Origin of the sequence: Paenibacillus sp. LjRoot153, from assembly GCF_964253085.1 — a bacterium.
GTDB lineage: Bacteria > Bacillota > Bacilli > Paenibacillales > NBRC-103111 > Paenibacillus_E.
Genome location: NZ_CAXUQH020000001.1, coordinates 1,935,622 through 1,955,945, shown reverse-complemented (window position 1 = coordinate 1,955,945; position 20,324 = coordinate 1,935,622). Strand labels below are relative to the sequence as shown.

Annotated in this window: 23 protein-coding genes; 8 read left to right on the top strand and 15 right to left on the bottom strand. The window is 43.5% G+C overall.

The annotated features are described in order from the left end of the window. Positions 1 to 23: 23 nt before the first annotated feature. On the bottom strand, positions 24 to 686 hold the full coding sequence (locus tag ACSQ8P_RS08605) for a potassium channel family protein (RefSeq protein ID WP_436234796.1): 663 nt from the start codon (positions 684 to 686) through the stop codon (positions 24 to 26). Between the two features lie 12 nt (positions 687 to 698). After that, positions 699 to 2,051 (bottom strand): TrkH family potassium uptake protein, encoded by a 1,353-nt coding sequence (locus tag ACSQ8P_RS08600; protein WP_436234795.1) that lies wholly within the window; start codon positions 2,049 to 2,051, stop codon positions 699 to 701. A 209-nt stretch (positions 2,052 to 2,260) separates the two neighbouring features. Between ACSQ8P_RS08600 and ACSQ8P_RS08595 the strand changes: the two genes are divergently transcribed. Continuing rightward, positions 2,261 to 3,901, top strand: a complete 1,641-nt coding sequence (locus ACSQ8P_RS08595) for a CPBP family intramembrane glutamic endopeptidase (RefSeq protein ID WP_436234794.1) — start codon at positions 2,261 to 2,263, stop codon at positions 3,899 to 3,901. On the opposite strand, the gene uvrC is transcribed toward ACSQ8P_RS08595, so the two are convergent. From uvrC to ACSQ8P_RS08580, 3 genes are all read right to left on the bottom strand, one after another. Next, complete coding sequence (gene uvrC / locus ACSQ8P_RS08590) at positions 3,861 to 5,759, bottom strand: excinuclease ABC subunit UvrC (protein ID WP_436234793.1); 1,899 nt, start codon at positions 5,757 to 5,759, stop codon at positions 3,861 to 3,863. The genes ACSQ8P_RS08595 and uvrC overlap by 41 nt on opposite strands. A 114-nt stretch (positions 5,760 to 5,873) precedes the next feature. Beyond that, positions 5,874 to 6,188 carry a thioredoxin gene (gene trxA / locus ACSQ8P_RS08585; protein ID WP_056613612.1) on the bottom strand — a complete coding sequence of 105 codons (315 nt, stop codon included), beginning with the start codon at positions 6,186 to 6,188 and terminating at the stop codon, positions 5,874 to 5,876. Positions 6,189 to 6,347: 159 nt separating this feature from the next. Further along, complete coding sequence (locus ACSQ8P_RS08580) at positions 6,348 to 6,731, bottom strand: MerR family transcriptional regulator (RefSeq protein WP_436234792.1); 384 nt, start codon at positions 6,729 to 6,731, stop codon at positions 6,348 to 6,350. 210 nt (positions 6,732 to 6,941) lie between these two features. Here ACSQ8P_RS08580 and ACSQ8P_RS08575 point away from each other — a divergent pair, with 210 nt between their 5' ends. Beyond that, entirely contained in the window at positions 6,942 to 7,082 is a 141-nt protein-coding gene (locus ACSQ8P_RS08575) for a YqzM family protein (protein ID WP_082595384.1), read from the top strand. A 103-nt stretch (positions 7,083 to 7,185) separates the two neighbouring features. Continuing rightward, positions 7,186 to 8,187, top strand: a complete 1,002-nt coding sequence (locus ACSQ8P_RS08570) for a protoglobin domain-containing protein (protein ID WP_436234791.1) — start codon at positions 7,186 to 7,188, stop codon at positions 8,185 to 8,187. Positions 8,188 to 8,225: 38 nt separating this feature from the next. Here the strand turns inward: ACSQ8P_RS08570 and dnaI are convergent, their stop codons facing one another. The 4 genes from dnaI to ACSQ8P_RS08550 form a co-directional block, all read right to left on the bottom strand. Further along, a complete protein-coding gene (dnaI, locus tag ACSQ8P_RS08565) occupies positions 8,226 to 9,179 on the bottom strand; it encodes a primosomal protein DnaI (RefSeq protein ID WP_436239482.1) in 954 nt (317 codons plus the stop codon). Between the two features lie 54 nt (positions 9,180 to 9,233). Further along, the gene (locus ACSQ8P_RS08560; protein ID WP_436234790.1) at positions 9,234 to 10,727 is read right to left on the bottom strand and encodes a helicase DnaB; all 1,494 of its coding nucleotides are present in this window, start codon (positions 10,725 to 10,727) and stop codon (positions 9,234 to 9,236) included. Between the two features lie 205 nt (positions 10,728 to 10,932). Beyond that, positions 10,933 to 11,835: an alpha/beta fold hydrolase gene (locus tag ACSQ8P_RS08555; protein ID WP_436234789.1), complete on the bottom strand. Its 903-nt coding sequence runs from the start codon at positions 11,833 to 11,835 to the stop codon at positions 10,933 to 10,935. Positions 11,836 to 11,909: 74 nt separating this feature from the next. Further along, positions 11,910 to 12,194, bottom strand: a complete 285-nt coding sequence (locus tag ACSQ8P_RS08550) for a YuiB family protein (RefSeq protein ID WP_436234788.1) — start codon at positions 12,192 to 12,194, stop codon at positions 11,910 to 11,912. Between the two features lie 210 nt (positions 12,195 to 12,404). On the opposite strand from ACSQ8P_RS08550, the gene hemQ reads away from it, so the two are divergent. Further along, positions 12,405 to 13,151 carry a hydrogen peroxide-dependent heme synthase gene (gene hemQ / locus ACSQ8P_RS08545; protein WP_436234787.1) on the top strand — a complete coding sequence of 249 codons (747 nt, stop codon included), beginning with the start codon at positions 12,405 to 12,407 and terminating at the stop codon, positions 13,149 to 13,151. 98 nt (positions 13,152 to 13,249) lie between these two features. Here the strand turns inward: hemQ and ACSQ8P_RS08540 are convergent, their stop codons facing one another. Both ACSQ8P_RS08540 and ACSQ8P_RS08535 read right to left on the bottom strand, forming a co-directional pair. After that, positions 13,250 to 13,531 carry a hypothetical protein gene (locus ACSQ8P_RS08540; protein WP_436234786.1) on the bottom strand — a complete coding sequence of 94 codons (282 nt, stop codon included), beginning with the start codon at positions 13,529 to 13,531 and terminating at the stop codon, positions 13,250 to 13,252. A gap of 27 nt (positions 13,532 to 13,558) precedes the next feature. Next, positions 13,559 to 14,749, bottom strand: coding sequence for an NAD(P)/FAD-dependent oxidoreductase (locus ACSQ8P_RS08535; protein WP_056613596.1), 1,191 nt, complete (start codon positions 14,747 to 14,749; stop codon positions 13,559 to 13,561). Positions 14,750 to 15,151: 402 nt separating this feature from the next. Between ACSQ8P_RS08535 and ACSQ8P_RS08530 the strand changes: the two genes are divergently transcribed. Continuing rightward, positions 15,152 to 16,153: an NAD(P)/FAD-dependent oxidoreductase gene (locus ACSQ8P_RS08530; RefSeq protein ID WP_436234785.1), complete on the top strand. Its 1,002-nt coding sequence runs from the start codon at positions 15,152 to 15,154 to the stop codon at positions 16,151 to 16,153. 61 nt (positions 16,154 to 16,214) lie between these two features. Here ACSQ8P_RS08530 and ACSQ8P_RS08525 read toward each other — a convergent pair whose 3' ends face one another. Next, a complete protein-coding gene (locus tag ACSQ8P_RS08525; protein WP_436234784.1) occupies positions 16,215 to 16,418 on the bottom strand; it encodes a hypothetical protein in 204 nt (67 codons plus the stop codon). 37 nt (positions 16,419 to 16,455) lie between these two features. After that, positions 16,456 to 16,611: a sporulation histidine kinase inhibitor Sda gene (gene sda / locus ACSQ8P_RS08520; RefSeq protein WP_082593488.1), complete on the bottom strand. Its 156-nt coding sequence runs from the start codon at positions 16,609 to 16,611 to the stop codon at positions 16,456 to 16,458. 342 nt (positions 16,612 to 16,953) lie between these two features. On the opposite strand from sda, the gene ACSQ8P_RS08515 reads away from it, so the two are divergent. Then, on the top strand, positions 16,954 to 17,115 hold the full coding sequence (locus ACSQ8P_RS08515; protein WP_057313103.1) for a hypothetical protein: 162 nt from the start codon (positions 16,954 to 16,956) through the stop codon (positions 17,113 to 17,115). 33 nt (positions 17,116 to 17,148) lie between these two features. On the opposite strand, the gene ACSQ8P_RS08510 is transcribed toward ACSQ8P_RS08515, so the two are convergent. Continuing rightward, complete coding sequence (locus ACSQ8P_RS08510; RefSeq protein WP_436234783.1) at positions 17,149 to 17,829, bottom strand: glycoside hydrolase family 73 protein; 681 nt, start codon at positions 17,827 to 17,829, stop codon at positions 17,149 to 17,151. A 160-nt stretch (positions 17,830 to 17,989) separates the two neighbouring features. On the opposite strand from ACSQ8P_RS08510, the gene ACSQ8P_RS08505 reads away from it, so the two are divergent. Both ACSQ8P_RS08505 and ACSQ8P_RS08500 read left to right on the top strand, forming a co-directional pair. Continuing rightward, complete coding sequence (locus ACSQ8P_RS08505) at positions 17,990 to 19,039, top strand: MerR family transcriptional regulator (RefSeq protein WP_436234782.1); 1,050 nt, start codon at positions 17,990 to 17,992, stop codon at positions 19,037 to 19,039. 80 nt (positions 19,040 to 19,119) lie between these two features. Next, positions 19,120 to 19,806: a class I SAM-dependent methyltransferase gene (locus ACSQ8P_RS08500; protein ID WP_436234781.1), complete on the top strand. Its 687-nt coding sequence runs from the start codon at positions 19,120 to 19,122 to the stop codon at positions 19,804 to 19,806. Between the two features lie 92 nt (positions 19,807 to 19,898). On the opposite strand, the gene ACSQ8P_RS08495 is transcribed toward ACSQ8P_RS08500, so the two are convergent. Continuing rightward, positions 19,899 to 20,270: a HesB/IscA family protein gene (locus tag ACSQ8P_RS08495; protein WP_436234780.1), complete on the bottom strand. Its 372-nt coding sequence runs from the start codon at positions 20,268 to 20,270 to the stop codon at positions 19,899 to 19,901. Between the last annotated feature and the right edge of the window lie 54 nt (positions 20,271 to 20,324).

The following is a 20,324-nucleotide window of genomic DNA, read 5'->3' as shown; positions in this document are numbered from 1 at the left end:
GCAGGACATGGTATGTGTTTGGGTCAGCCGATCACTTGACTTTCAAATTCATTGATTTGGTTGTTGGTTCCGATGATAACCATGATGTCATTTTCATTCACAACATCACCTGCTTGTGGCGCAATAATAACCCCTGTGTGCTTATTAATTGCCACAACACTGCAGCCATACTTAGCTCGCGGATCCAACTGTTGAATCGTAAACCCACACAACCGCTTTGGCACTGAAAGCTCTACAATCGTGTAGTCTTTGGAAATTTCAATATAATCCAACAAATTAGGGGTGACCAATTGATGCGCCACGCGAATTCCCATGTCCCGTTCCGGATAAACAACGCGATCAACACCTAATTTCGTTAGAACCTTTCCATGAAGCTCGGATAATGCTTTGGCAACGACTTGACTTACACCCAAATCTTTCATTACGATCGCCGTCAAAATACTGGATTGAATATCATCACCAATAGCGATGACCGCACAATCAAAATTCCGAATACCTAAAGATTTCAGTACATCTTCATCCGTTGCGTCCGCGACAACAGAATGTGTTAGTTGATCACTCATGTCGTTCACGACTTCCTCGTCCAAATCAATCCCCAAAACTTCATGACCAAGTTTCATTAGTTCTCTAGAAAGACTTGACCCGAATCTGCCTAACCCTACCACAACGTATTGCTTCTTCTTCATCTTGTTTTACACCTATCCAATCGTAATTTTCCCCTCAGGGTATCTAAATAATTCTTTCTCTTGCTTAGGCTGTAAAGCATAGGCAAGTGTAATGGTTCCTAATCGTCCGGCAAACATCGTTAAGCAGATTAGCACCTTACCCAATGTTGTTAACTCGGGGGTTAATCCCATCGTTAACCCAACTGTTCCAAAGGCAGATGTGACTTCGAACAAAATCTTGATAAAAGACGAATCCTCAGTTGTTGATAAAACCATCGTGACGATAATCACTAAAAATAAAGCCATCATCGATAACGTAATTGCTTTGAGAATACGGTCCTTCGCTAAACGATAGCGGTAAATGACGATGTCTTCTTTTCCACGAATCATAGTGATAATCGCACTGATTAGAATCGTAAACGTAGTCGTCTTGATGCCCCCGCCCGTAGATCCTGGAGAAGCACCGATAAACATGAGAATTACAATGAGAAATTGGGAGGCTTGACGAAGCGCGCCAATATCGATAGTATTCGGACCTGCCGTCCGTGCTGCTGTGGATTGAAAGAAGGAAGACAAAATCTTCGAGCCAAAATCTAAAGAACCTAAGGTTCTGATATTTGTAAATTCGAATATAAAAATACCAAGCGCACCAACGACGAGGAGCAACCCGCTCATACTTAGCACAACTTTAGAATGCAGGGAGAGCTTCTTCGTTTTCTTAAAATCAATCATATCAGCAATGACAATGAAACCTATTCCCCCAAGTATGATCAGCATGATTGCTACGAAATTCACAACAAAATCACCCACATATCCAGTAAGCGATACGAAAGGAGCATCAACGGTACCGAACAGATCAAACCCCGCATTATTAAACATGGATACAGCATGCCAGATGCCGTAATATAGACCTCTGGTAAAGCCAAAATCAAATGAAAACCGAATGGTAAAAATGACTGCAGCAACAGCTTCGATCGTTAAAGAATAAATGATAACTTTACGAATTAATCGAACAATACCCTCCATACTGCCTTGATTCAAAGCCTCTTGCAGGACAAGTCGCTCTTTCAAGGTGATTTTTTTACGAAAAACGAAAGCAACTAACGTAGCCATTGTCATAAAACCAAGCCCGCCGACTTGAATCAAAGAAACGATCACAATTTGCCCAAAAGTAGTAAACGCGCTGCCCGTATCTACGACAACAAGCCCTGTCACACAAGTGGCCGATACGGAGGTAAACAGAGCATCAATAAAGGACATAGACTGACCTGTCGCCGAAGCAAAGGGCAGCATCAATAGCCCCGCTCCTATGAAAATGATAACAGCGAAACCTAAAACCAATATCTGTGGGGGTGTTAGCTGCCAAATATTCAGTTTTTTATTCATCTTGCCTCCTGCATATGTAAGAAAATAATCTAAATACCATTTGGCTATACCGATAGAGTTCCCCGTTCATTTGTAGAAATTCCGCCAAGTAGCAATTCAAAGGTATTATATAATTGTTTCTGAATGTTTACCAGTAAATTGGCTTTCTTTTTAAACTATGATAACGTAAAGAAATGATTGAGAATCGTGAATTCAGAAGGGAATTGACTATGCAAAGGCTGAAATTTAATCGTTTCCTGATCCTCTTGGCTTGTATCGGATTGCTCCTTTACCTCGGGGTTTCGATGTTATATGGACTGCGTGATGAGGAACCTGCTGTAGCAGACATGCCCTCGATCACCAAGCAGCAAGCAGCCGAAAGTGCGGCAGCCTTCATTCGTCAGCGTTATGAGCTGCATAATCCACAAACCTACGTTGTCTATCAATCTAAAAAAGAACGAAGCGGCTACTTTCAAAAAGAACATTTACTAGAAGCTTATACGAAGCAGTATGGAGAACGGTTCCCCATTGATTATTATCAAGTTAGCGTCAAGGATGCCACTTCCAAACGTCAGTTTGAAGTCGATGTGAATTACACGAATTCAAGCATCATCGGCTGGCATGAAAACCTTGCTTTGACGAAATCGAAGTCATCGTCGCCGATGAGTAAAACCAAAGCAGACACACTAGCGAAGGTAGAGCTTCGTCAGATGGGCTTTGATCCAGAGGACTTCAGCCAAGTCGACAATGCACAGAATGATTTTCCCGAAGAGCAAATGACGCTTCATTACGAAAAACGTACTCAACCCATCGGTGAAGCGAAGCTGAACGTTCGAGTGAATTTCGATCAAACGAATCTTACTGGTTTCAATGTTAACTTTGGACTACCTGATTCTCACTTGGAATGGCTCAACCAACAAGATGATTCCGCTTCACGTATGACCTGGATTTCCATGGGCTTCACCCTGTTAATGACGCTTGCTGCGATTGTTTTTGCCATTATATATAGGAAACTAATTAAATTCAGCAGAGGCTTGCTATTAACTACGATCTTCTTCGTGATTTATATCATGAACAATGTGAATATGTATCCCGCTTTCCGAGTTATGAGCGGGGATACGAACAGCAATGAGGCTGTATGGTTTACAATTGTATTTATGAGTGTCGTCACAGTCTTACTTGGGATATCGCTCTATCTTTCATTAGTCGCTGGGGTTGGTCTGTGGAACTCCATTGGTCAAAATAAATGGTCTTCCTGGAAAGAAGACAAGTTTGGTCAAGACGTGTACGTTGGCATGGGGCAAGGCTATATGCTTGCAATCTTCATCCTTGGTATCCAGCAAGTATTATTTTACACAGGCGAAGTGAAATTCGATGTGTGGTCGGTCAATGACCCTGCCGATTCGGTACTCAACATGCTCGAGCCTCGATTATTCCCGCTAATGGCGTGGGTTGCGGCTATTTCGGAGGAGGCTACATTCCGATTCTTAGGCATCATCCTTTTCAAAAAACTGTTCCGCAACAATTTCATTGCCATCTTACTCCCGAGCGTGATCTGGGCAGCTAGTCATACGCAATATCCGATTTATCCCGTCTACACGCGTCTGATCGAGGTCACAATTATCGGTATCATACTCGGATATGTGTTCCTGAAGTATGGGTTTATCACGGCGATATTCGCCCATGCCTGTATGGATAGCATTCTGATGGGATTGTCCCTCTTCTCCTTAGGCCACATCAGCGATGTACTCACTGGTATTCTGTATCTTGCACTCCCAGGACTAGTTGGACTCGGCATAGCTTGGCTGCATGGAAAAAGGCGAAAGCCCCCTATTCCTGGGGAGCCGCCGCCTCGCCTTGAAGTGCTTTGATAATTTCACCCGCTAATTTCTCACCAATACCCAGAGGCTTGAAGTCCGTGACTTCGGCCTCTTTTATTTTGCGCACGGAGCCAAAATGCTTCAGCAGCGCTTTACGGCGCTTCTCACCGATGCCCGGAATGGCATCGAGCTGTGAGACGACCATCGACTTGGCCCGCGTTTCCCGATGAAACGTGATGGCGAAGCGATGGACTTCATCTTGAATCCGCTGCAGCAAATAAAACTCCTGACTGTCCCGCGGCAGCGGAACAATTTCGGCAGGATCCCCGATCATCAGCTGGGCTGTTTTGTGCTTGGCATCTTTCACAAGCCCGCAAATCGGAATATATAAGCCCAATTCATTCTCAAGAACGTCAATCGCAGCGGAAATTTGCCCTTTCCCACCATCAACAACAATCAAGTCTGGCATCGTTAGATTGTCCTTCAGAACACGCTCATAGCGTCGTCTGATGACTTCCCGCATCGTTTCATAATCATCCGGACCGACGACCGTCTTCACTTTATATTTACGGTATTCCTTGCGATCCGGCTTCCCATCTACGAATACAACCATGGCCGATACGGGATTCGTCCCTTGGATGTTCGAGTTATCGAACGCCTCTATTCGGCGAATCGTGCCAATGCCAAGCCACTCACCTAGGTTTTCGACAGCCTTCGTTGTACGACGCTCGTCGCGTTCAACAAGTCGGAACTTCTCGTCCAAAGCATTCACCGCGTTGTCTCTCGCCATATCGACCATTTGCTTCTTCAGCCCGCGCTGCGGCATATGCACCTTCACCTTGAGCCAACCTTCCAAGGCTTCGCGAATCTCTTTCTCGTCACCCTCAGTGCGCCTTACCCCATCTCCCAGAGCCTCTTGCTGAGCTTCTGGCTCCGGCATCGTAGGCAAGAAGATCTCTTTCGGCAAGGCCGGATTATCGCTGTACACCTGTGTGACATACGTCATGAAATCATTGTACTCATCGCCGTAGTACGGGAAGAGCGAGACATGACGTTCGATCAGCTTGCCTTGGCGCATGTATTGGATGTGCACAGCCATCCAGCCCTTGTCTACGGCATAGCCGAATACATCGCGGTCCAGCGCGTCGGCTGTCGTGATTTTCTGCTTCTCCATGAGCGCATCGATGCTCATGATATGATCGCGCAGCTCCTTCGCGCGCTCGAAGTTCAGTTCTTCCGCTGCCGCCAACATCTTGGTCGTCAGCTCTTCTTTAATGACGTCGTGTCCCCCGTTCAGGAAACGACTGATCTCTTGCACCATCCGCTCGTTCGTCTCGACGGATACCTCTAGTGCGCAAGGCGCAAGACACTGCCCCATATGATAGTATAGGCATACTTTATCGGGCATGGTCTTGCACTTGCGCAGCGGATACAACCGATCCAGCAGTTTCTTCGTCTGCTGCGCCGCGAAGGCATTCGGATAAGGGCCGAAATATTTCCCCTTATCCTTGTACACCCGCCGCGTGACTTCTAGGCGCGGCTGCTCCTCATGTGTAATTTTGATATAAGGAAATGTCTTATCATCCTTGAGAAGCACGTTATACCGAGGATGATGCTGCTTAATCAGATTACACTCAAGGATGAGAGCCTCCATGTTTGAGGAGGTAATAATATATTCAAAGTCGCGGATTTCGCTGACTAGCTTCTGCGTTTTGGCGCTGTGACTACCCGTGAAATAGGAGCGCACACGATTTTTTAATACTTTAGCCTTACCTACATAAATAATGGTGCCTTGATGATTCTTCATGATATAACAACCCGGCTTGTCCGGGAGTAATGATAGCTTGTGCCTAATCGTTTCCAGGCTCTGTTCGCGGACGTCTGCGTCCTCTTGCTCAAAATCAGTCATGACTCCAATCTCCTTTCAGAAAAAATCAGTGCATAAGAAAAAGCTCTTTCTCAGCATAGCAGAAAAAGAGCTTTTTCTCACGAACAATTGTTTCTAGTTTGTATCAATTACATCTTATTGATGACGGGAAACAACGTTTTTCAATGCGTCTTTGGATTGGAAACCAACCACTTTATCAACCGGTTGACCATCTTTGAAAACGATCAGAGTAGGGATACTCATAACGCCAAAGCGAGCAGCGGATTCCGGATTGTCATCCACGTTTACTTTTGCGATTTTCAAAGATTCAACTTCTTTATCTAGCTCTTCCAAAACAGGAGCGATCATTTTACAAGGTCCGCACCAAGGTGCCCAGAAGTCTACAAGTACTGTACCTTCTCCTTCAACTTCTGCTTTAAAACTGTTGTCAGAAACATTCACGATTGCCATGATAGTTCCTCCTTCTAAGAATGAATTTGATTTATAAGGTGAAAAGTAAGATTAAGTTAGTCACTTAACTTGCTTCGCATCACGTCAACATACAAAGTATACCACACTCATATGCCTTTTCAACCAAGCCATAAGTTAGCAAACGGGGTATCCTTTGGTCTATATCGAGGGTAATCCAACAGGCAGCCCTTGGCGTCGCTGTTCCTCAATATAGGAAATACGATCCTTGAGATTCGCTTGGAGCAGCAGCAGCATTTCCATTTGCTTCTCAATTTCTTGCAGCTTCTCGGTGTACAGCGGCAGCAAATCATCACACTGTGATTCCTGGTTCTTCATCACACAGTTCAGAAAGCTTTCAATCTGATCAGTCGTAAAGCCGAGGCTCAAGTAAAACTGAATGGTCTTCACGCGTTCAACAACCATTTGATTGTAGACCCGATAGCCATTCTCTTCGCGCTGTGTTGCGATCAGCCCTTTGGCTTCGTAGTAGCGCAAGGACCGAATACTTGCTCCGGTAAGCTTGGATAACTCACTAATCCGCATGGACTTCACTTCTTTCCTGTTCCTACTATGAGGTGGGATGTCTCTATTGTAAACCATAACACTAATGTCAGAGTCAAGAAGTATTTTACCCATTCCGCTCGTCTTTGCCAATGTTTGCACAATTGTCACTTTGATTAGCTTTACAACTTTCGACGAATTTGGGTATACTAGGCTTACAAATACGAATGTCGGACGTTAGGGGGTAACCACATGAGCAATCAACACCCTGAGCATCACGTGTACGAAGAACCGCGTAATGATTTCATGGATGTAGGCATAGGGTTTGGCGTATTCTTTGGCGCATTGTTCGTCATTGCAGTCATTGCTACCGTCATCCAAGTGATGAAATAAGAATAGGTAAGCCGTATCAAGTAAAAGCCGCTTTGCACACAATGTGAAGTGGCTTTTTTCCTGCAATTTTCTACGCATCCATGTTTAAAGGGGAATCTTATCCATGATTAAAGTTCAGCCAGAACGTCAGAAGCTCATTACCTATATCGGCTTAACGAATGAGGATTTACAGCTTTTGAAAAGCAAAGAAGCAGCCTTCAAACTCATCGTAAATCAACTTGTTGAAGATTTGTACGCAGACATCATTACTTGGCCTGAGCTCAAGGCACTGATTGAGAAACACAGCACACTGGAACGACTCAAAGAAACACAGCGCTGGTACTTCATGTCCATGACCTCTGGCGTGATTGATGAAGAGTTTATCTCCAAACGTCTTTATATCGGGAATGTTCATTCCCGTATCGGTCTAACAACATCGTGGTATCTAGGGACTTATCTCAAATATACAGACTTGGCTACAGCCCATTTCAAACACATCCTACCAGATGATTGGGCCCAAGTCATTTATTCACTAAGCAAAATGTTCAATCTTGACTCACAGCTTGTCCTTGAAGCTTATGAACATGATGAGAAACAAAAAATACAAACACTCGCTGACGAACAGCGTCACATGTTGACTACGATCTCCAGCGCTGTTCAAGAGCTTGCCTCCATGATGGTCGAACTCGGCAGCAGCAGTCAAACGGTTGCGGATACAGCGATTCAAACGGCAGAATCCCAAGATCTCTCCAATTCCCGCATCGATGAGTTGAACAATGAGATCAAAGACATTTCCAAAATGGGCTCCGTCATGAAGGAAATCTCTGATCAGACCCACCTGCTCGGATTGAATGCTGCCATTGAGGCTGCCCGCTCCGGCGAGCACGGACGTGGATTCGAGGTCGTTGCGAATGAAGTACGCAAGTTGGCTTCCAATTCGAGACAAGCCCTTGATCAAATTCAGGCAAAGCTCAAACTCATTACACAGAAGCTCGAGCTAGTTAGAAAAGGCTCCGAGGAAACGACGCACTATGCTCGTACACAAGCTGCAAGCGCGCAAGAACTTACCTCATTCGTACAAATGATTGAGAAAATTACCGCCGAGCTTGAGAAATTGAAAAAATAAAAAACCTAGCCATCTTTGGCTAGGTTTTTTATTTCGCTTTATTTTCCACGTTTGTTCGTACCCGTTACCTCAACCACATCAACGAACGGTCGTATCCGATCCATGATTCGTTGCCCCTTATACTCTTCATCACCGTCTTTGTTCGTGAAGCTGAAATGCTTCTCCAAGCCAGATAGCGCATAATTGGAGGTGAAGAACGTTGGTTTTCGATTCATACGATGATTCACAATAGCACCAATGACATGATCTCGCAGCCAAGGGTTCAAATTCTCTGCCCCGATATCATCAAATACAAGCAGATCCGTTTCCTTAAGAAGGTCAATCGTCTCCTTCAGCTTATACGGCTCTTGGAACATTCCCTTCAAGTCTTCGGCAAAGTCTGGCATGTAAACGATAGCTCCCGTCATGCCGACCTTCGCCAGCTGATGAAGCATGTAGCCCATCAAGAACGTTTTCCCTGTACCGAACGATCCAGATAAATATAACCCTCGAGTCTGAAGACCTTCTTCAATGGTCAAGTTCACATAGTCGTTGATTTGCATAACCGCTTTCGCACGATCAAGATCCGTCTCCAAGATATCTCCAAAGGAGAAGCTTCGCGAAATCATCCGTGGGTCCACGTGAAAAGTACGAATTCGACTGGAGATGGCGTCCTGCTGCCCTTTGGCAATAAACTTCTTGCATGCCACCTTCTCTTCATGGATAAAAGCAGCTTGGCCTTCCACCGATTCGGCCGAAATAATCGTGTAATGTCCCGTCATATCATTCGGACATTTGTCCAAGCCAGGGCAATTGGAGCAATTCTTATATTCAGAAACATGCTGATATAGCTTATTCATATTTATTTTAATCGCATAATTATCCACAAAAGGATACTTCTGACGAAATTTAGCAATCAAAGGATCCGCAAGAACGCCTTGAATTTTCAATTCAGCTTTTCTTTTCCATTCTGTATCCGGTAATGATTTGAGTAAATGCGATAAGGACTCCATCATGTTCGGCACCTCCTAACAGTTCCATCATTCAATCCGAAGATCGGCCGCTAACTAATTCTTCCGGTTAAATCGCTCATCCAGCTTCTGCGCCATCCGTCTCGCCGCTTCTAGCTCCTCTGCAGACAGCCTAGTAGACGCTGTAGTTCCCGTATCAGGCAATACAATAGGGATATGTGGCTTCTGTGTCTTACCCTGACGTCCACGCATAGCAGAGCCTCCGCCCGCTTTCGCAGATTCCACTTTTGAAGCAGCTTTCTGTTTGTAATTGATTTTCTCACGTACATATTCAACAGCTTGCTCATACGTATTAATTTGCTTACCTAGCATGTCGGAGGCTACAGCCTCAATCGAGGATTTGGCCCAAGAACGACGATCAATATGCAAGAAGTGAATCAACACATTAATGACTTCTTCTTTTAATTTATAATTCAAATCGATTTTCTCGAAAATATTAAGTACGCCATCAGGTATCGAACCCTGTGTGAAAAACATTTTCAACACAGCCGTGTATGGCTCATTTCGCATGATGTAATTGTACTGATGATCGGTACATTCGCAGCGCAGCTGCTGAGGTACTTCTAAATAATAAGCCATCTCAACGGACTGCTCTTCCGAGGTTTCGACTTCATCCTCAGATTTCGTTGTCGTGCGTTCTCTCTCCTCATCCCGCTTCTTGCTCTGTCTGTAGAACAAATTCGCATTATATTGCATGAGATCCATGACAAGCTCACCTTCTTCAGTGAACACGCCATCCTCATCGAGCAAGCGACATGTTTCTTGCAGGGAGAGATTGTACTTCTTCGCCACAATATTAATGGCTACCATGTGCTCTGGCTTGTGCTTCAGTGCTTCAACGAACACGCGGTTACTAGCTCCACGTGGGAACCTCATGATAATATCTGCATACTTGAAGCCTTTGGTCGTCACGTCCATCCGTGCGTCTCCTTGCTTGCTAGCAGAGGCCTCATAGAGCGCTTGTTCCAACTCATAATCCACGACCTGTGTATTCAAGCGGAATAACTCATAAAAAGGAACCGACAAGTTCTCCTCGACCGCCTCACGACACTCCTCTGGTTCAGGTGAAAGCAGATCTTCACGCAGTGATAGCAGCATGAACTTCCCAACCTTGTCGCGCAGCAGCAGCGTTAAATGCTGATTTCGGAAAAACTCATTCGGCCCTAACGGCGCGAATAGCGTATAGACGAAAACATAATCTTCTTCCTCTGGTACAAACTTGCGAGTCGTCTGTAAAAGCCCGATCGCCTCTAGCTTGGAAGATTGTTCAATAATATACTTTCGACCACGCTCATTCTGTTCAAGATCTAGCAGAAGAAACAACTTGCGTTGCTGCTCCATCGGCGAAAAGCCTACTTTCTCGGCACTCATTTGCTGATAGAGTGCTTGATAGAAGCTAATCGCCAAGCCGCCTATCATCGGCTGGTACATCATCGCTAGCATTTTATAGTCTAAACTGCTCAAAGAAAACTCACGGTTAACGCAAAACCTGTGATTCTCGGTGAAATGCAGCATATTCGTCATTCTCATCCCGTTACAGCACCATCCTGCCTCAACTCGACTGAAAGATCGCTCACCATTTCCAGCTATCCCATGTCTCAGTCTCTCTCTATTAGTCTACCACAAAAATCGACAATCTTGGTATCTACAAGAGAAAAGATAATTTTACCTTTTGGGCAAGAAAAAGATTCCATCGCAATTTTCACTAGCAATGGAATCTATATTTTGGCGTCATTTATTCATACCTGTGCATCGCGTGTTCAGCATCACTTGGATACTGGCCTACGTTTCCATACATTTGAGGATGAAGCTTCTGCGCAATAACCAGATCAAGCTTCCAACGTTCCTTATGTTTCTTCTCTTGGAGACTTTCCACCCATAGATGAATGAGGTCATTCATGCGTGCAGCGCTTTGAATCGGTACAGGATGCTTCGCATCTTTGATGAAAAATAGTGAACTATGAGGCAGACCCGTATGGAGAATTTGAGCGTATGGATGGAAATCAACGTCTTTTTCACCATAGATTAATAATATTGGCTGCTCAATCCTAGGAAGTTGACTTGTGCAGTTATACCGCAGGGATTGTTCGAAATAAGATCTCACATTGCCTGCCACATCCTGCAAAGCATGATCTTTTAACTCCTGATAGGTTGTCATTTTATCGGCATTGCCATACGTAATGGCTCTAATCAAAAAATTCATAATTCGACTAGGATTCGCCATTTTCATCGCAAGCCAAACCCTGATTCTATTGTATATATCGCTCATTTCAGACATCCCGCTAACGATAATCCCCCCCACCAATCGATGGGGATGTGTTAGCAATGCCTCCAAGGCAACCGTTCCTCCGGTTGAATATCCGCAAAGAAAGGCTTCCTCGATCCCTAAGAAATCAAGAAGCCCTATAATGTCTTGCGAAATAAGTCCATAATTTAGCGACTGCTTCGAACTCGCACTTCTGCCATGTCCCCTAATATCAAAAGTAATTATTCGGAAATGGACACTAAGTTGTTCTTTCTGATACGTGAACGTTTCTAACGTTAGCAGCGGGGGATGAATAAAGACAATGGGTGTGCCCCACTCTGGCCCCGTTATCTCATAGTGCAGTGATGTTCCATTCACATTCGCCCAAGGCACTGACCGTGTCTCCTCCGTAAGTGAAGTTTAGTGTAACTAACTTCACTTAGCGTGACCCAATTGAGCCGGTAATATTAGAACATTTTGAAGCCGCGAACGCGCAATGCTTTGATCGCCGAACCGCTCAATATTGCGCCGACTAAGCCGCCAATTGCCGGAATCACGTCAACAATGGTGAAGCTCTCGTCACTGGATAGAAACGATGAAGAGCCCATGTATCCATAGATGATAATCCCAATCACTAAGGCAATGAACGCGTAAAGTGGAAACCACGTTGTTTTCATAAGCATATTCAGAATAAAACCGATCCCAAAAAATAACACCATCATTAAGACAGTGGCAATAACCATTTGCAGCACGGTAGTTCCCCCTTAAATATGTAGGAGCTCATCAATACCTTGGCTCCTGTAGCTTCTATTATTGTAATCTACGGGAAGGTACAGGTAAAGTGTACACAAATTGAACAATTAATTGGACATTTCCTATACTTCACCCCTCCATGCATTTGCCCTTTCTCCATGAATTGGATACAATGTAGGGGATATTAGCCCTTGAATGGAGGAAAAACAATGAGTGAAGCCGTACAAACGCTGGAAGGCTGGTATGCGCTCCATGATTTCCGTCTGATGGATTGGAATGCATGGCATGCTGCAACCCCACAAGAACGTAAGCATGCAGCGGACGAGCTGCAAACCTTCTTGTCCCAGTGGCAACAAATTGAGAACGATAAACTAGGCAGTACTGCCGTTTATAGCATCGTTGGCCAAAAGGCTGATTTTGTTTTCATGCAACTGCGTGAAACATTGGAAGAGCTCAATGAGCTTGAAACTGCTTTTAACAAATCTAGCTTTGCTGCTTTTACTATACCCGTTTATTCCTACGTATCCATTGTAGAATTGAGCGCTTACCTAGCGAAGCCAGGTGTTGATCCTACGCAAGATCCTGAAATTCAAGCCCGCTTGAAGCCGATCCTGCCAAAATCCAAGCACATTTGCTTCTACCCGATGAATAAGCGTCGTGAAGGCAATGATAACTGGTACATGGTTCCTGCGGAAGATCGTAAAACGATGATGCGCAGCCACGGAATGATCGGTCGTACATACGCTGGTAAAGTGAAACAAATCATTACAGGCTCTGTTGGGTTAGATGATTGGGAATGGGGCGTTACGCTATTCTCCGATGATCCGCTTCATTTCAAAAAGCTCGTGTACGAAATGCGCTTTGATGAAGTTAGTGCGCGCTTCGGCGAGTTCGGAGATTTCTACGTTGGCAACGTCATGCTTCCTGAGAAATTCGCGTCATTCATTCAAATATAAAAAGAGCAAAGGACCTCGGTCCTCTGCTCTTTTTTTCTGATTTTATCTAGAAAAAAGAAGCACTGCTCAATGAAGAGCAATACTTCTTTGGGATTTATCTATTCTTCATCCTCGTCGTCACGCAGAGCAGCTGCTAATTCAGCTTCCATCTGTGCTTTACGCGCTAGATACACTTCCGTATCACGGTCACGCTGACGACCTTTTTCCTTCAGACGTTCAATCGCAGGAAGAATGAGGATATCAATTTCCTTTTGGATAACAGCGACATGATCGTAACGTTTCTCAGTCTCCAAGAAGTGACCGACTTCGATCAAGGCATTATAACGATCCAGTTCATCCCGGGTAAGAAGTCCTCTTACTTGGACACTGCAGTGTCGCATGGCAATTCCCCCGTAAGCGAGATTTGACTAGAAACGCCCTTTACGTATAACTAATGGAATTCCGCCAATAATGTAAAGGTATCTCATATCAACCACTTTTTTCATCATAGCAGCTACATTACCTTTCAATTTACGGGAACCAACGATCCCAATCGCTTGACCTTTACCAAGGGAAGCTACTGTACCTTTGTTCGAGTATTTGAAAGTTTTCATTTGTGATCCACGGATTGACGCGATCAAGTTGTGTGCAACAGCTTCACCTTGCTGCATAGCAATTTGTGCTGTCGGCGGGTATGGTCTGCCTTCATCATTCATAACGATAGAACAGTCACCCACAACATAAATGTTATCGAACCCTGGTGCATGAAGGTGCTCATTTACCTTGATTCTGCCGCGCATCGTTTCGAAGCCAGCTTCGTCTAGCATATGGTTACCGCGGATACCGCCCGTCCATACAACCGTCGCTGCTTTGATAAACTCATCGCCAGCAATCAGAACGCCTTCTGGCGTACATTCTTTAATTGCTGTACCAATTTTGAAAGTAATACCTTTGTCCGTAAGAACTTTCATCGCATACTCAACAAGCTCAGGATCGAAACCTGGCAATGCTGTTGGAGCAGCTTCAATATTATAAATCTTCACAAGGGAAGGATCTACATCAAATTCTTTGCATAGTAATGGAATACGATCCGCTAGCTCACCAATGAACTCAATACCGGTAAATCCAGCGCCACCGATAACGAAAGTTAGGTAATCTTTGCGGTCTGGTTCACGCTTAAACTTCGCGAACTGATACTCGATGTGCTCACGAATAAAGCGAACACTGTTAATGCTGCGAATATTCAGAGCATTTTCTTTCAAACCAGGAATTCCGAAAGTTTCCGCTTCGCCACCAAGTCCGATTACCAGGTAGTCATAGGAAAGTGTTCCGTCTTCCAAAATAACCTTTTTCTCGTGTGGACGAATTTGCGTGACTGTCGATTTTACGAAATCAACTTTAAATTCATCAATCAATTTCAAAATGTTCACGCGTGCATTTTCGGGATTATCTGTCCCTGCAGCAGGCATGTGAAGATGTGTTGTAATGTAGTGATAGTCATGCTTGTTAACAAGCGTAACATCAGCTTCGTTGTAGTTCAATTCCTTCTGCAACCGAATTGCAGCAAGGATTCCGCCGTAACCGGCTCCTAATATAACGATTCTTGGTATTCTACTCATGTCTCTCTCACTTCCATATCCGTATTTTGTCCTATGGTCTCTCTATCTTGTGAAAAATTACACAAACAGCTTCAAAAGTAGTATACTGCTACTAGTTTGCACGCTTTCGAAGTGAATTATGATGAAACAGGTGGAAATTCGTCACAACATGGTAAACCGATTCTCATGATATGATATAATTTTCATAAGTAAATATCAAGTGTCATTTTGCATAAAAAATCTTGTATTATAGGCGTTTTTGCCCATACAATCCATGTAAGCATTTACTTATCTTATCTATATGTATTTATATGGTGAATTTAAACTTTTCTGTTTCCTTCATTAGATGAGACGTTTATAATGATAATGATTATCGCTTTATCTGATTACTTACACATATTGGACCAAATCGGAGGTTCTATTATGAAAGTGACTGAAACAAATCAAGATATCGTTGATATTATTGTAATCGGCGGTGGCCCAGCTGGCATGTTCGCATCCTTCTATGCAGGAATGCGTCAAGCATCTGTGAAAATTATTGAAAGCATGCCCCAACTCGGTGGCCAACTCGCAGCTCTATACCCAGAAAAATATATTTATGATGTTGCTGGATTCCCCAAAGTCACTGCGCAAGAGCTCGTAGATAATTTATCTGCACAAATGAAACACTTCCCTATCAACATCTGCTTGGAAGAAAAGGTTCATGGGGTTGTTAAGAAAGAAGAGCGTCTATTCGAAATTACGACAGACAAAGGTGTCCATCTGAGCCATGCCGTTATTATCGCAGGTGGTGTTGGGGCATTTGAGCCGCGCCGTCTTGAATTACCGGAAGCTGCGCAGTTCGAGAAGAAAAACTTACACTACTTCGTAAGTGACTTGAATGCATTTGCCGGTCAAAAAGTTATGATTAGCGGCGGCGGCGATTCCGCAGTTGACTGGGCGTTGATGCTTGAACCGATTGCTGAGCAAGTAACCTTGATACACCGTAGAGATAAATTCCGTGCTCATGAGCACAGTGTAGAGAACTTAATGAATTCGAAGGTTAACGTTGTTACACCAACCGAAATCACAAAGCTTCACGGAACAGATCGAATCGAGCAAATTACACTTAAAAATATTAAATCAGGCGAAGAAAGCATCCACGAAGTCGATGCAGTTATTATCAACTTCGGCTTCGTATCCTCTCTTGGACCGATTTCTGAATGGGGTCTTGATATCGAAAACGGCTCCATCGTTGTTGATTCCCGTATGGAAACGAATATCCCGGGTATCTTCGCTGCTGGCGACATTACGACATACCCTGGTAAATTGAAATTGATTGCCGTTGGCTTCGGTGAAGCACCTACTGCAATTAACAATGCCAAAGTTTACATTGATCCAAGTGCTAAGCTTTCACCAGGACACAGCTCGAACTTGAAATTTTAATGATTAGAAATGAAAAGGGGTATTCTAACCTAATCTACGGATTAGGAGGAATACCCCTTTGTCATCTATATGTCCAGTTTGTAATGGCATGCAAGAATTGCAAACCAACTGTCCTGTGTGCTCGCAGCGTATGTGTGACCATGGTAAGCTGAGTGACTTGCTCGGTCCTTATTCGCCTTACGAGATGAGCAATGTTTCCTTGACTAACCAGGAAGGCGACGAGCAAGAGCTCTGCCTTCACCTCTTGAATTGCCCCGACTGTCATTCAAGCTATACCCTGCAAATACGTGCTGAGTAAATGTTTAATTAAGTGGTGCCTCGTCCTTAACCATTACGGATAACTTTAATTTGCGTCTCTGTATCTCCGCGAGCAATAGTTCAAGAAAATCCGATTCTAATCTTAAATCTAGTGCCTTGTAATAAGAGTCGATCAATGTCTCATCGCTAATTTGTCTCACTGAAATCACCCATATTCTATAATTTAAGCTAATAGTATCATGGGGTTTTTAATAGAACAAGCGTTCCGTTATCCACAGATAAGTGTGCATATCCTGTGGGTAAATTGTTAATATGTACCATGAAGGCCGACATAGTATAGGGGGATAGTGTGTATAAACTTATACACATCCAAAACTTGTAAATTACTGATAAAAAAAAATGATCACTATTTTAGGCATTTTTCACGTTTATTTAACATAACCTTCATCTTATTCACAAAATTGAAAAGAATTTTTAATCGTCCCTTAATAATCATCGTCTACAATAATAGTAGAAAGACAAATCAAAGGAGATGAACGAGTATGATCGTGTACGATATCGTTTTAAATGGAGAAATCAAAGAAACAATTAAACCTCGTAAGAACCGCTTGAAAGAAATTTATGCCTTTATGCAAGAGCAAACGAAGTTGATGCAAGCCAAATATGGTGAAAACGTCAGAATTAAAGGCCGAATGGTTTACTAGCCTTACCTAGCCCCTTTCGGCCCCTATGATTATTTAAATAAAGCCCTTGCGATGTAACACCGTTAACAAGCGGTAGAAATCATAGCTCCCTTTCTCAGGTGTGTCAATCAAGCCGGCCTTAACTGCCGCATCAACGGCTGACTTCGCCCATGTTGGCACGACCGTCAAAGCGGCCTGCTCTTCGAGTGAGTGAACTCTACTTGTTAATTCTGAAATCTGGGCTTGTAAATTCTCTAACATCCGTATGACCTCCTCATCGAAGAAAGTTAACCCTTCCGTCGCTATAATCGAATTTAATTTACTTGTATAGGCAGGGTCAGTCGCATATCCACTGTTCTGTAGCGCAGCTGATTGAGCTTGTGGAGTGCTTGCTGACCGAACTGCCGAATAACGCGCAGCTTGAAATAACAAATCTTGATCTCGAAATCCATCCTCGATGGAGTTGTATGCCCGAAAATCCCCCGGTACATTAGACACATATTCCTCATTTATGAATTCCCATGTGCTTACTGACACACGATCGCCCCGCCAATAAGGTGTTAGCACACCATTTCCGACTTTATATCCAACCAAGTTATTCCAAGCATTTATTTTACTACCAGTTTCCAGTAAAGCTTGTGCAATCCGAACAGATGGAAAAATTGGCGAGCCTTCTAAACGAAGCTTCAAAGCAATCGGTGCAACGAGATCGATGAAATCCTTTCTAGTTGCCATATGGCCCTCTCCTTTCAAAAACAACAACTAGTACTATCTTTATAGTATATTCCACAAATTGGTAATAAGAGACGACTCCTATCTAGCTATTCAACACTATTTCTCACTTTACTTTTCCCTTACGTTAATGTTTATTTAAAGTGAGAGAAAGGGTGAAATCATGCAAATTAAAGATGTTGCAAGCAAATTGAATATTTCTCCAAGGGCCATCCGCTTCTATGAAGATAAAGGGCTCATTTCACCGTCCAAGCAGGAAAATAATTTATATAGAACGTTTACAGAAAAAGAAATATGGCGACTGCAAACGATTATTTCGCTTAGGGAATCAGGCATGTCCGTTGCCGATATTCAAAAAGCATTACCAGAAGTTGATGCAGAAGATAAAGAGCAGCTTCAATACTATTTAGAAATACAACGTTCTGTTGTTTTTGCGCAATGGCTGGAGTTCAAACAAATTATTGAAACGACGGATACCATGATTGACCTTCTGAAACAGAACAACTCACTTCCGATAGATGATATTTTCACACTCGCCGAGGGTTCTAAACGACTTCGAGAAATGCGCAAAAATTGGAAGGATACTTGGAACTTTGATCAACAAGCCTTAACTCATGACGAACGGGTTTTACATAATGATAACGAGTATAAAGGATACGAGGAAGTACTTGATCTAACACTTCAATGGGTAAAACCAAGGGTTGGGGAAAAAGGGCTCGATATTGGCACAGGCACAGGTAATTTAGCCCAACGATTTCTGCGAAATGGTATTCACATGGCTGGGGTAGACCAATCCAAAGAAATGATGAAACAATGTCAAAGTAAACATCCGCAAATGGACATTAAACTCGGGAATTTCCTGACCATCCCCTACATGGATAACCAATTTGATTTTGTCGTTACTTCGTTTGCTTTTCACCATATTTCTAACGAACAGCAGCTGCTGGCTCTCGATGAAATGCGCCGCGTACTTAAGTCTCACGGAAGAATTTGCATAGTAGATTTAATGTTCGAGAATGAATCTGCACAAGAACAATACATGAAAGAACTCCAAGAGAACGGGCGAACAGATCTCCTCACAACTATACAAGATAAGCATTATGCCATCTGCTCTTCCCTGCTAACTTGGTTTGACGACAATGGTTATATCACCAAACATACGAAACTCAACGATTTGCTGCATATCGTATATGCGGTTCCCATTCAACCCTAATAAACGACGTCTTGACCTTCTCCTTACGTTACACATTACGATATCAATGTCTAACATTACCCTAAGGAGGAAATAATCAAATGCCTAATCATGCAGACATTTATGCCAATCAAGCAGACATGTATGAACGACTTGTTTCCAAACAAGCAAGCTTATATGAAACCATTCAAGCCATCATCCCCGTTGAAGGTCTAGACATCATAGACATGGGAGCTGGTGCTGGTAGATTAACCCGTATTCTCGCGCCACACGCAAAGTCCATTGTAGCTTTAGATGAATCCGAATCTATGCTGCAAATTACCGCAGATCATCTTAGGCAATCAGATCTGCACAATTGGAGGATACAAGTTGCTGACCACAGGCAATTACCTATCAAAGATCATCGAGCAGATGTAATCGTATCCGGATGGAGTATATGCTATCTTGCAAATTCTGATGTCGATCATTGGGAAGCCAATATTCATCAAATTATAGGCGAAATCAGAAGAGTTCTACGTCCAGGTGGTACGGTCATTATTATCGAGAACTTCGGGACTGGCTCCGAAACACCCAATCCGCCTAATTTCTTGGTAAATTATTATAAGCTTCTTGAGTCCGAATATGGTTTTTCTCATACATGGATACGGACCGATTATACGTTTGAGAGTGTAGATGAAGCCGAGACGCTTACACGATTTTTCTTTGGAGACGTGATAGCCAACAAGGTTGTCAGTGAGCAGTTGATTGTGTTGCCTGAGTGTGCTGGAGTTTGGTGGCTCAAGATCTAATCGAATAGCCGTTGATATAAAAACAAAAAAACCTTCTGAACTCATGTGTTTTACATCACACACAAGTTCAGAAGGTTCAATTCACATAGGATTTAAGCCTCAACCTTATCATCGCAAGGCTCAGGTGTTCCTTCATAATCCGCTGGTTTGAAAGAAGATCCACACCCACACGAAGCTACTGCATTCGGGTTGTTGATGGTGAAACCGCCGCCCATACCCTTGTCTTCGAAGTCAATTTGGACGCCGTATAAATACTTAGCGCTCTCTTCATCCACAACAACCTTCACGCCGTGAATGATAAATTCTTTATCGTCAGACTTTTGATCATCGTCGAAGCCCATTCCATACGAAAAGCCGCTACAACCACCAGCTTTCACGCCGAGGCGTAAGAATAGCTTAGGTGATTCTTCAGATGCCAAAAGCTCTTTAATCTTATCACTAGCTGATTCACTTATGTTAATCATAATGGAAATCCCTCCTTGGTTTCTCCCTATATATTAAGGAAAACTGGCATTGGT

What these genes read in the sequence shown, in the direction of transcription:
- ACSQ8P_RS08605 (WP_436234796.1), bottom strand. Translation starts at nt 686, where the DNA reads ATGAAGAAGAAGCAATACGTTGTGGTAGGGTTAGGCAGATTCGGGTCA.
- ACSQ8P_RS08600 (WP_436234795.1), bottom strand. Translation starts at nt 2,051, where the DNA reads ATGAATAAAAAACTGAATATTTGGCAGCTAACACCCCCACAGATATTG.
- ACSQ8P_RS08595 (WP_436234794.1), top strand. Translation starts at nt 2,261, where the DNA reads ATGCAAAGGCTGAAATTTAATCGTTTCCTGATCCTCTTGGCTTGTATC.
- uvrC (WP_436234793.1), bottom strand. Translation starts at nt 5,759, where the DNA reads ATGACTGATTTTGAGCAAGAGGACGCAGACGTCCGCGAACAGAGCCTG.
- trxA (WP_056613612.1), bottom strand. Translation starts at nt 6,188, where the DNA reads ATGGCAATCGTGAATGTTTCTGACAACAGTTTTAAAGCAGAAGTTGAA.
- ACSQ8P_RS08580 (WP_436234792.1), bottom strand. Translation starts at nt 6,731, where the DNA reads ATGCGGATTAGTGAGTTATCCAAGCTTACCGGAGCAAGTATTCGGTCC.
- ACSQ8P_RS08575 (WP_082595384.1), top strand. Translation starts at nt 6,942, where the DNA reads ATGAGCAATCAACACCCTGAGCATCACGTGTACGAAGAACCGCGTAAT.
- ACSQ8P_RS08570 (WP_436234791.1), top strand. Translation starts at nt 7,186, where the DNA reads ATGATTAAAGTTCAGCCAGAACGTCAGAAGCTCATTACCTATATCGGC.
- dnaI (WP_436239482.1), bottom strand. Translation starts at nt 9,179, where the DNA reads ATGGAGTCCTTATCGCATTTACTCAAATCATTACCGGATACAGAATGG.
- ACSQ8P_RS08560 (WP_436234790.1), bottom strand. Translation starts at nt 10,727, where the DNA reads ATGAGAATGACGAATATGCTGCATTTCACCGAGAATCACAGGTTTTGC.
- hemQ (WP_436234787.1), top strand. Translation starts at nt 12,405, where the DNA reads ATGAGTGAAGCCGTACAAACGCTGGAAGGCTGGTATGCGCTCCATGAT.
- ACSQ8P_RS08540 (WP_436234786.1), bottom strand. Translation starts at nt 13,531, where the DNA reads ATGCGACACTGCAGTGTCCAAGTAAGAGGACTTCTTACCCGGGATGAA.
- ACSQ8P_RS08535 (WP_056613596.1), bottom strand. Translation starts at nt 14,749, where the DNA reads ATGAGTAGAATACCAAGAATCGTTATATTAGGAGCCGGTTACGGCGGA.
- ACSQ8P_RS08530 (WP_436234785.1), top strand. Translation starts at nt 15,152, where the DNA reads ATGAAAGTGACTGAAACAAATCAAGATATCGTTGATATTATTGTAATC.
- ACSQ8P_RS08525 (WP_436234784.1), bottom strand. Translation starts at nt 16,418, where the DNA reads ATGACAGTCGGGGCAATTCAAGAGGTGAAGGCAGAGCTCTTGCTCGTC.
- ACSQ8P_RS08515 (WP_057313103.1), top strand. Translation starts at nt 16,954, where the DNA reads ATGATCGTGTACGATATCGTTTTAAATGGAGAAATCAAAGAAACAATT.
- ACSQ8P_RS08510 (WP_436234783.1), bottom strand. Translation starts at nt 17,829, where the DNA reads ATGGCAACTAGAAAGGATTTCATCGATCTCGTTGCACCGATTGCTTTG.
- ACSQ8P_RS08505 (WP_436234782.1), top strand. Translation starts at nt 17,990, where the DNA reads ATGCAAATTAAAGATGTTGCAAGCAAATTGAATATTTCTCCAAGGGCC.
- ACSQ8P_RS08500 (WP_436234781.1), top strand. Translation starts at nt 19,120, where the DNA reads ATGCCTAATCATGCAGACATTTATGCCAATCAAGCAGACATGTATGAA.
- ACSQ8P_RS08495 (WP_436234780.1), bottom strand. Translation starts at nt 20,270, where the DNA reads ATGATTAACATAAGTGAATCAGCTAGTGATAAGATTAAAGAGCTTTTG.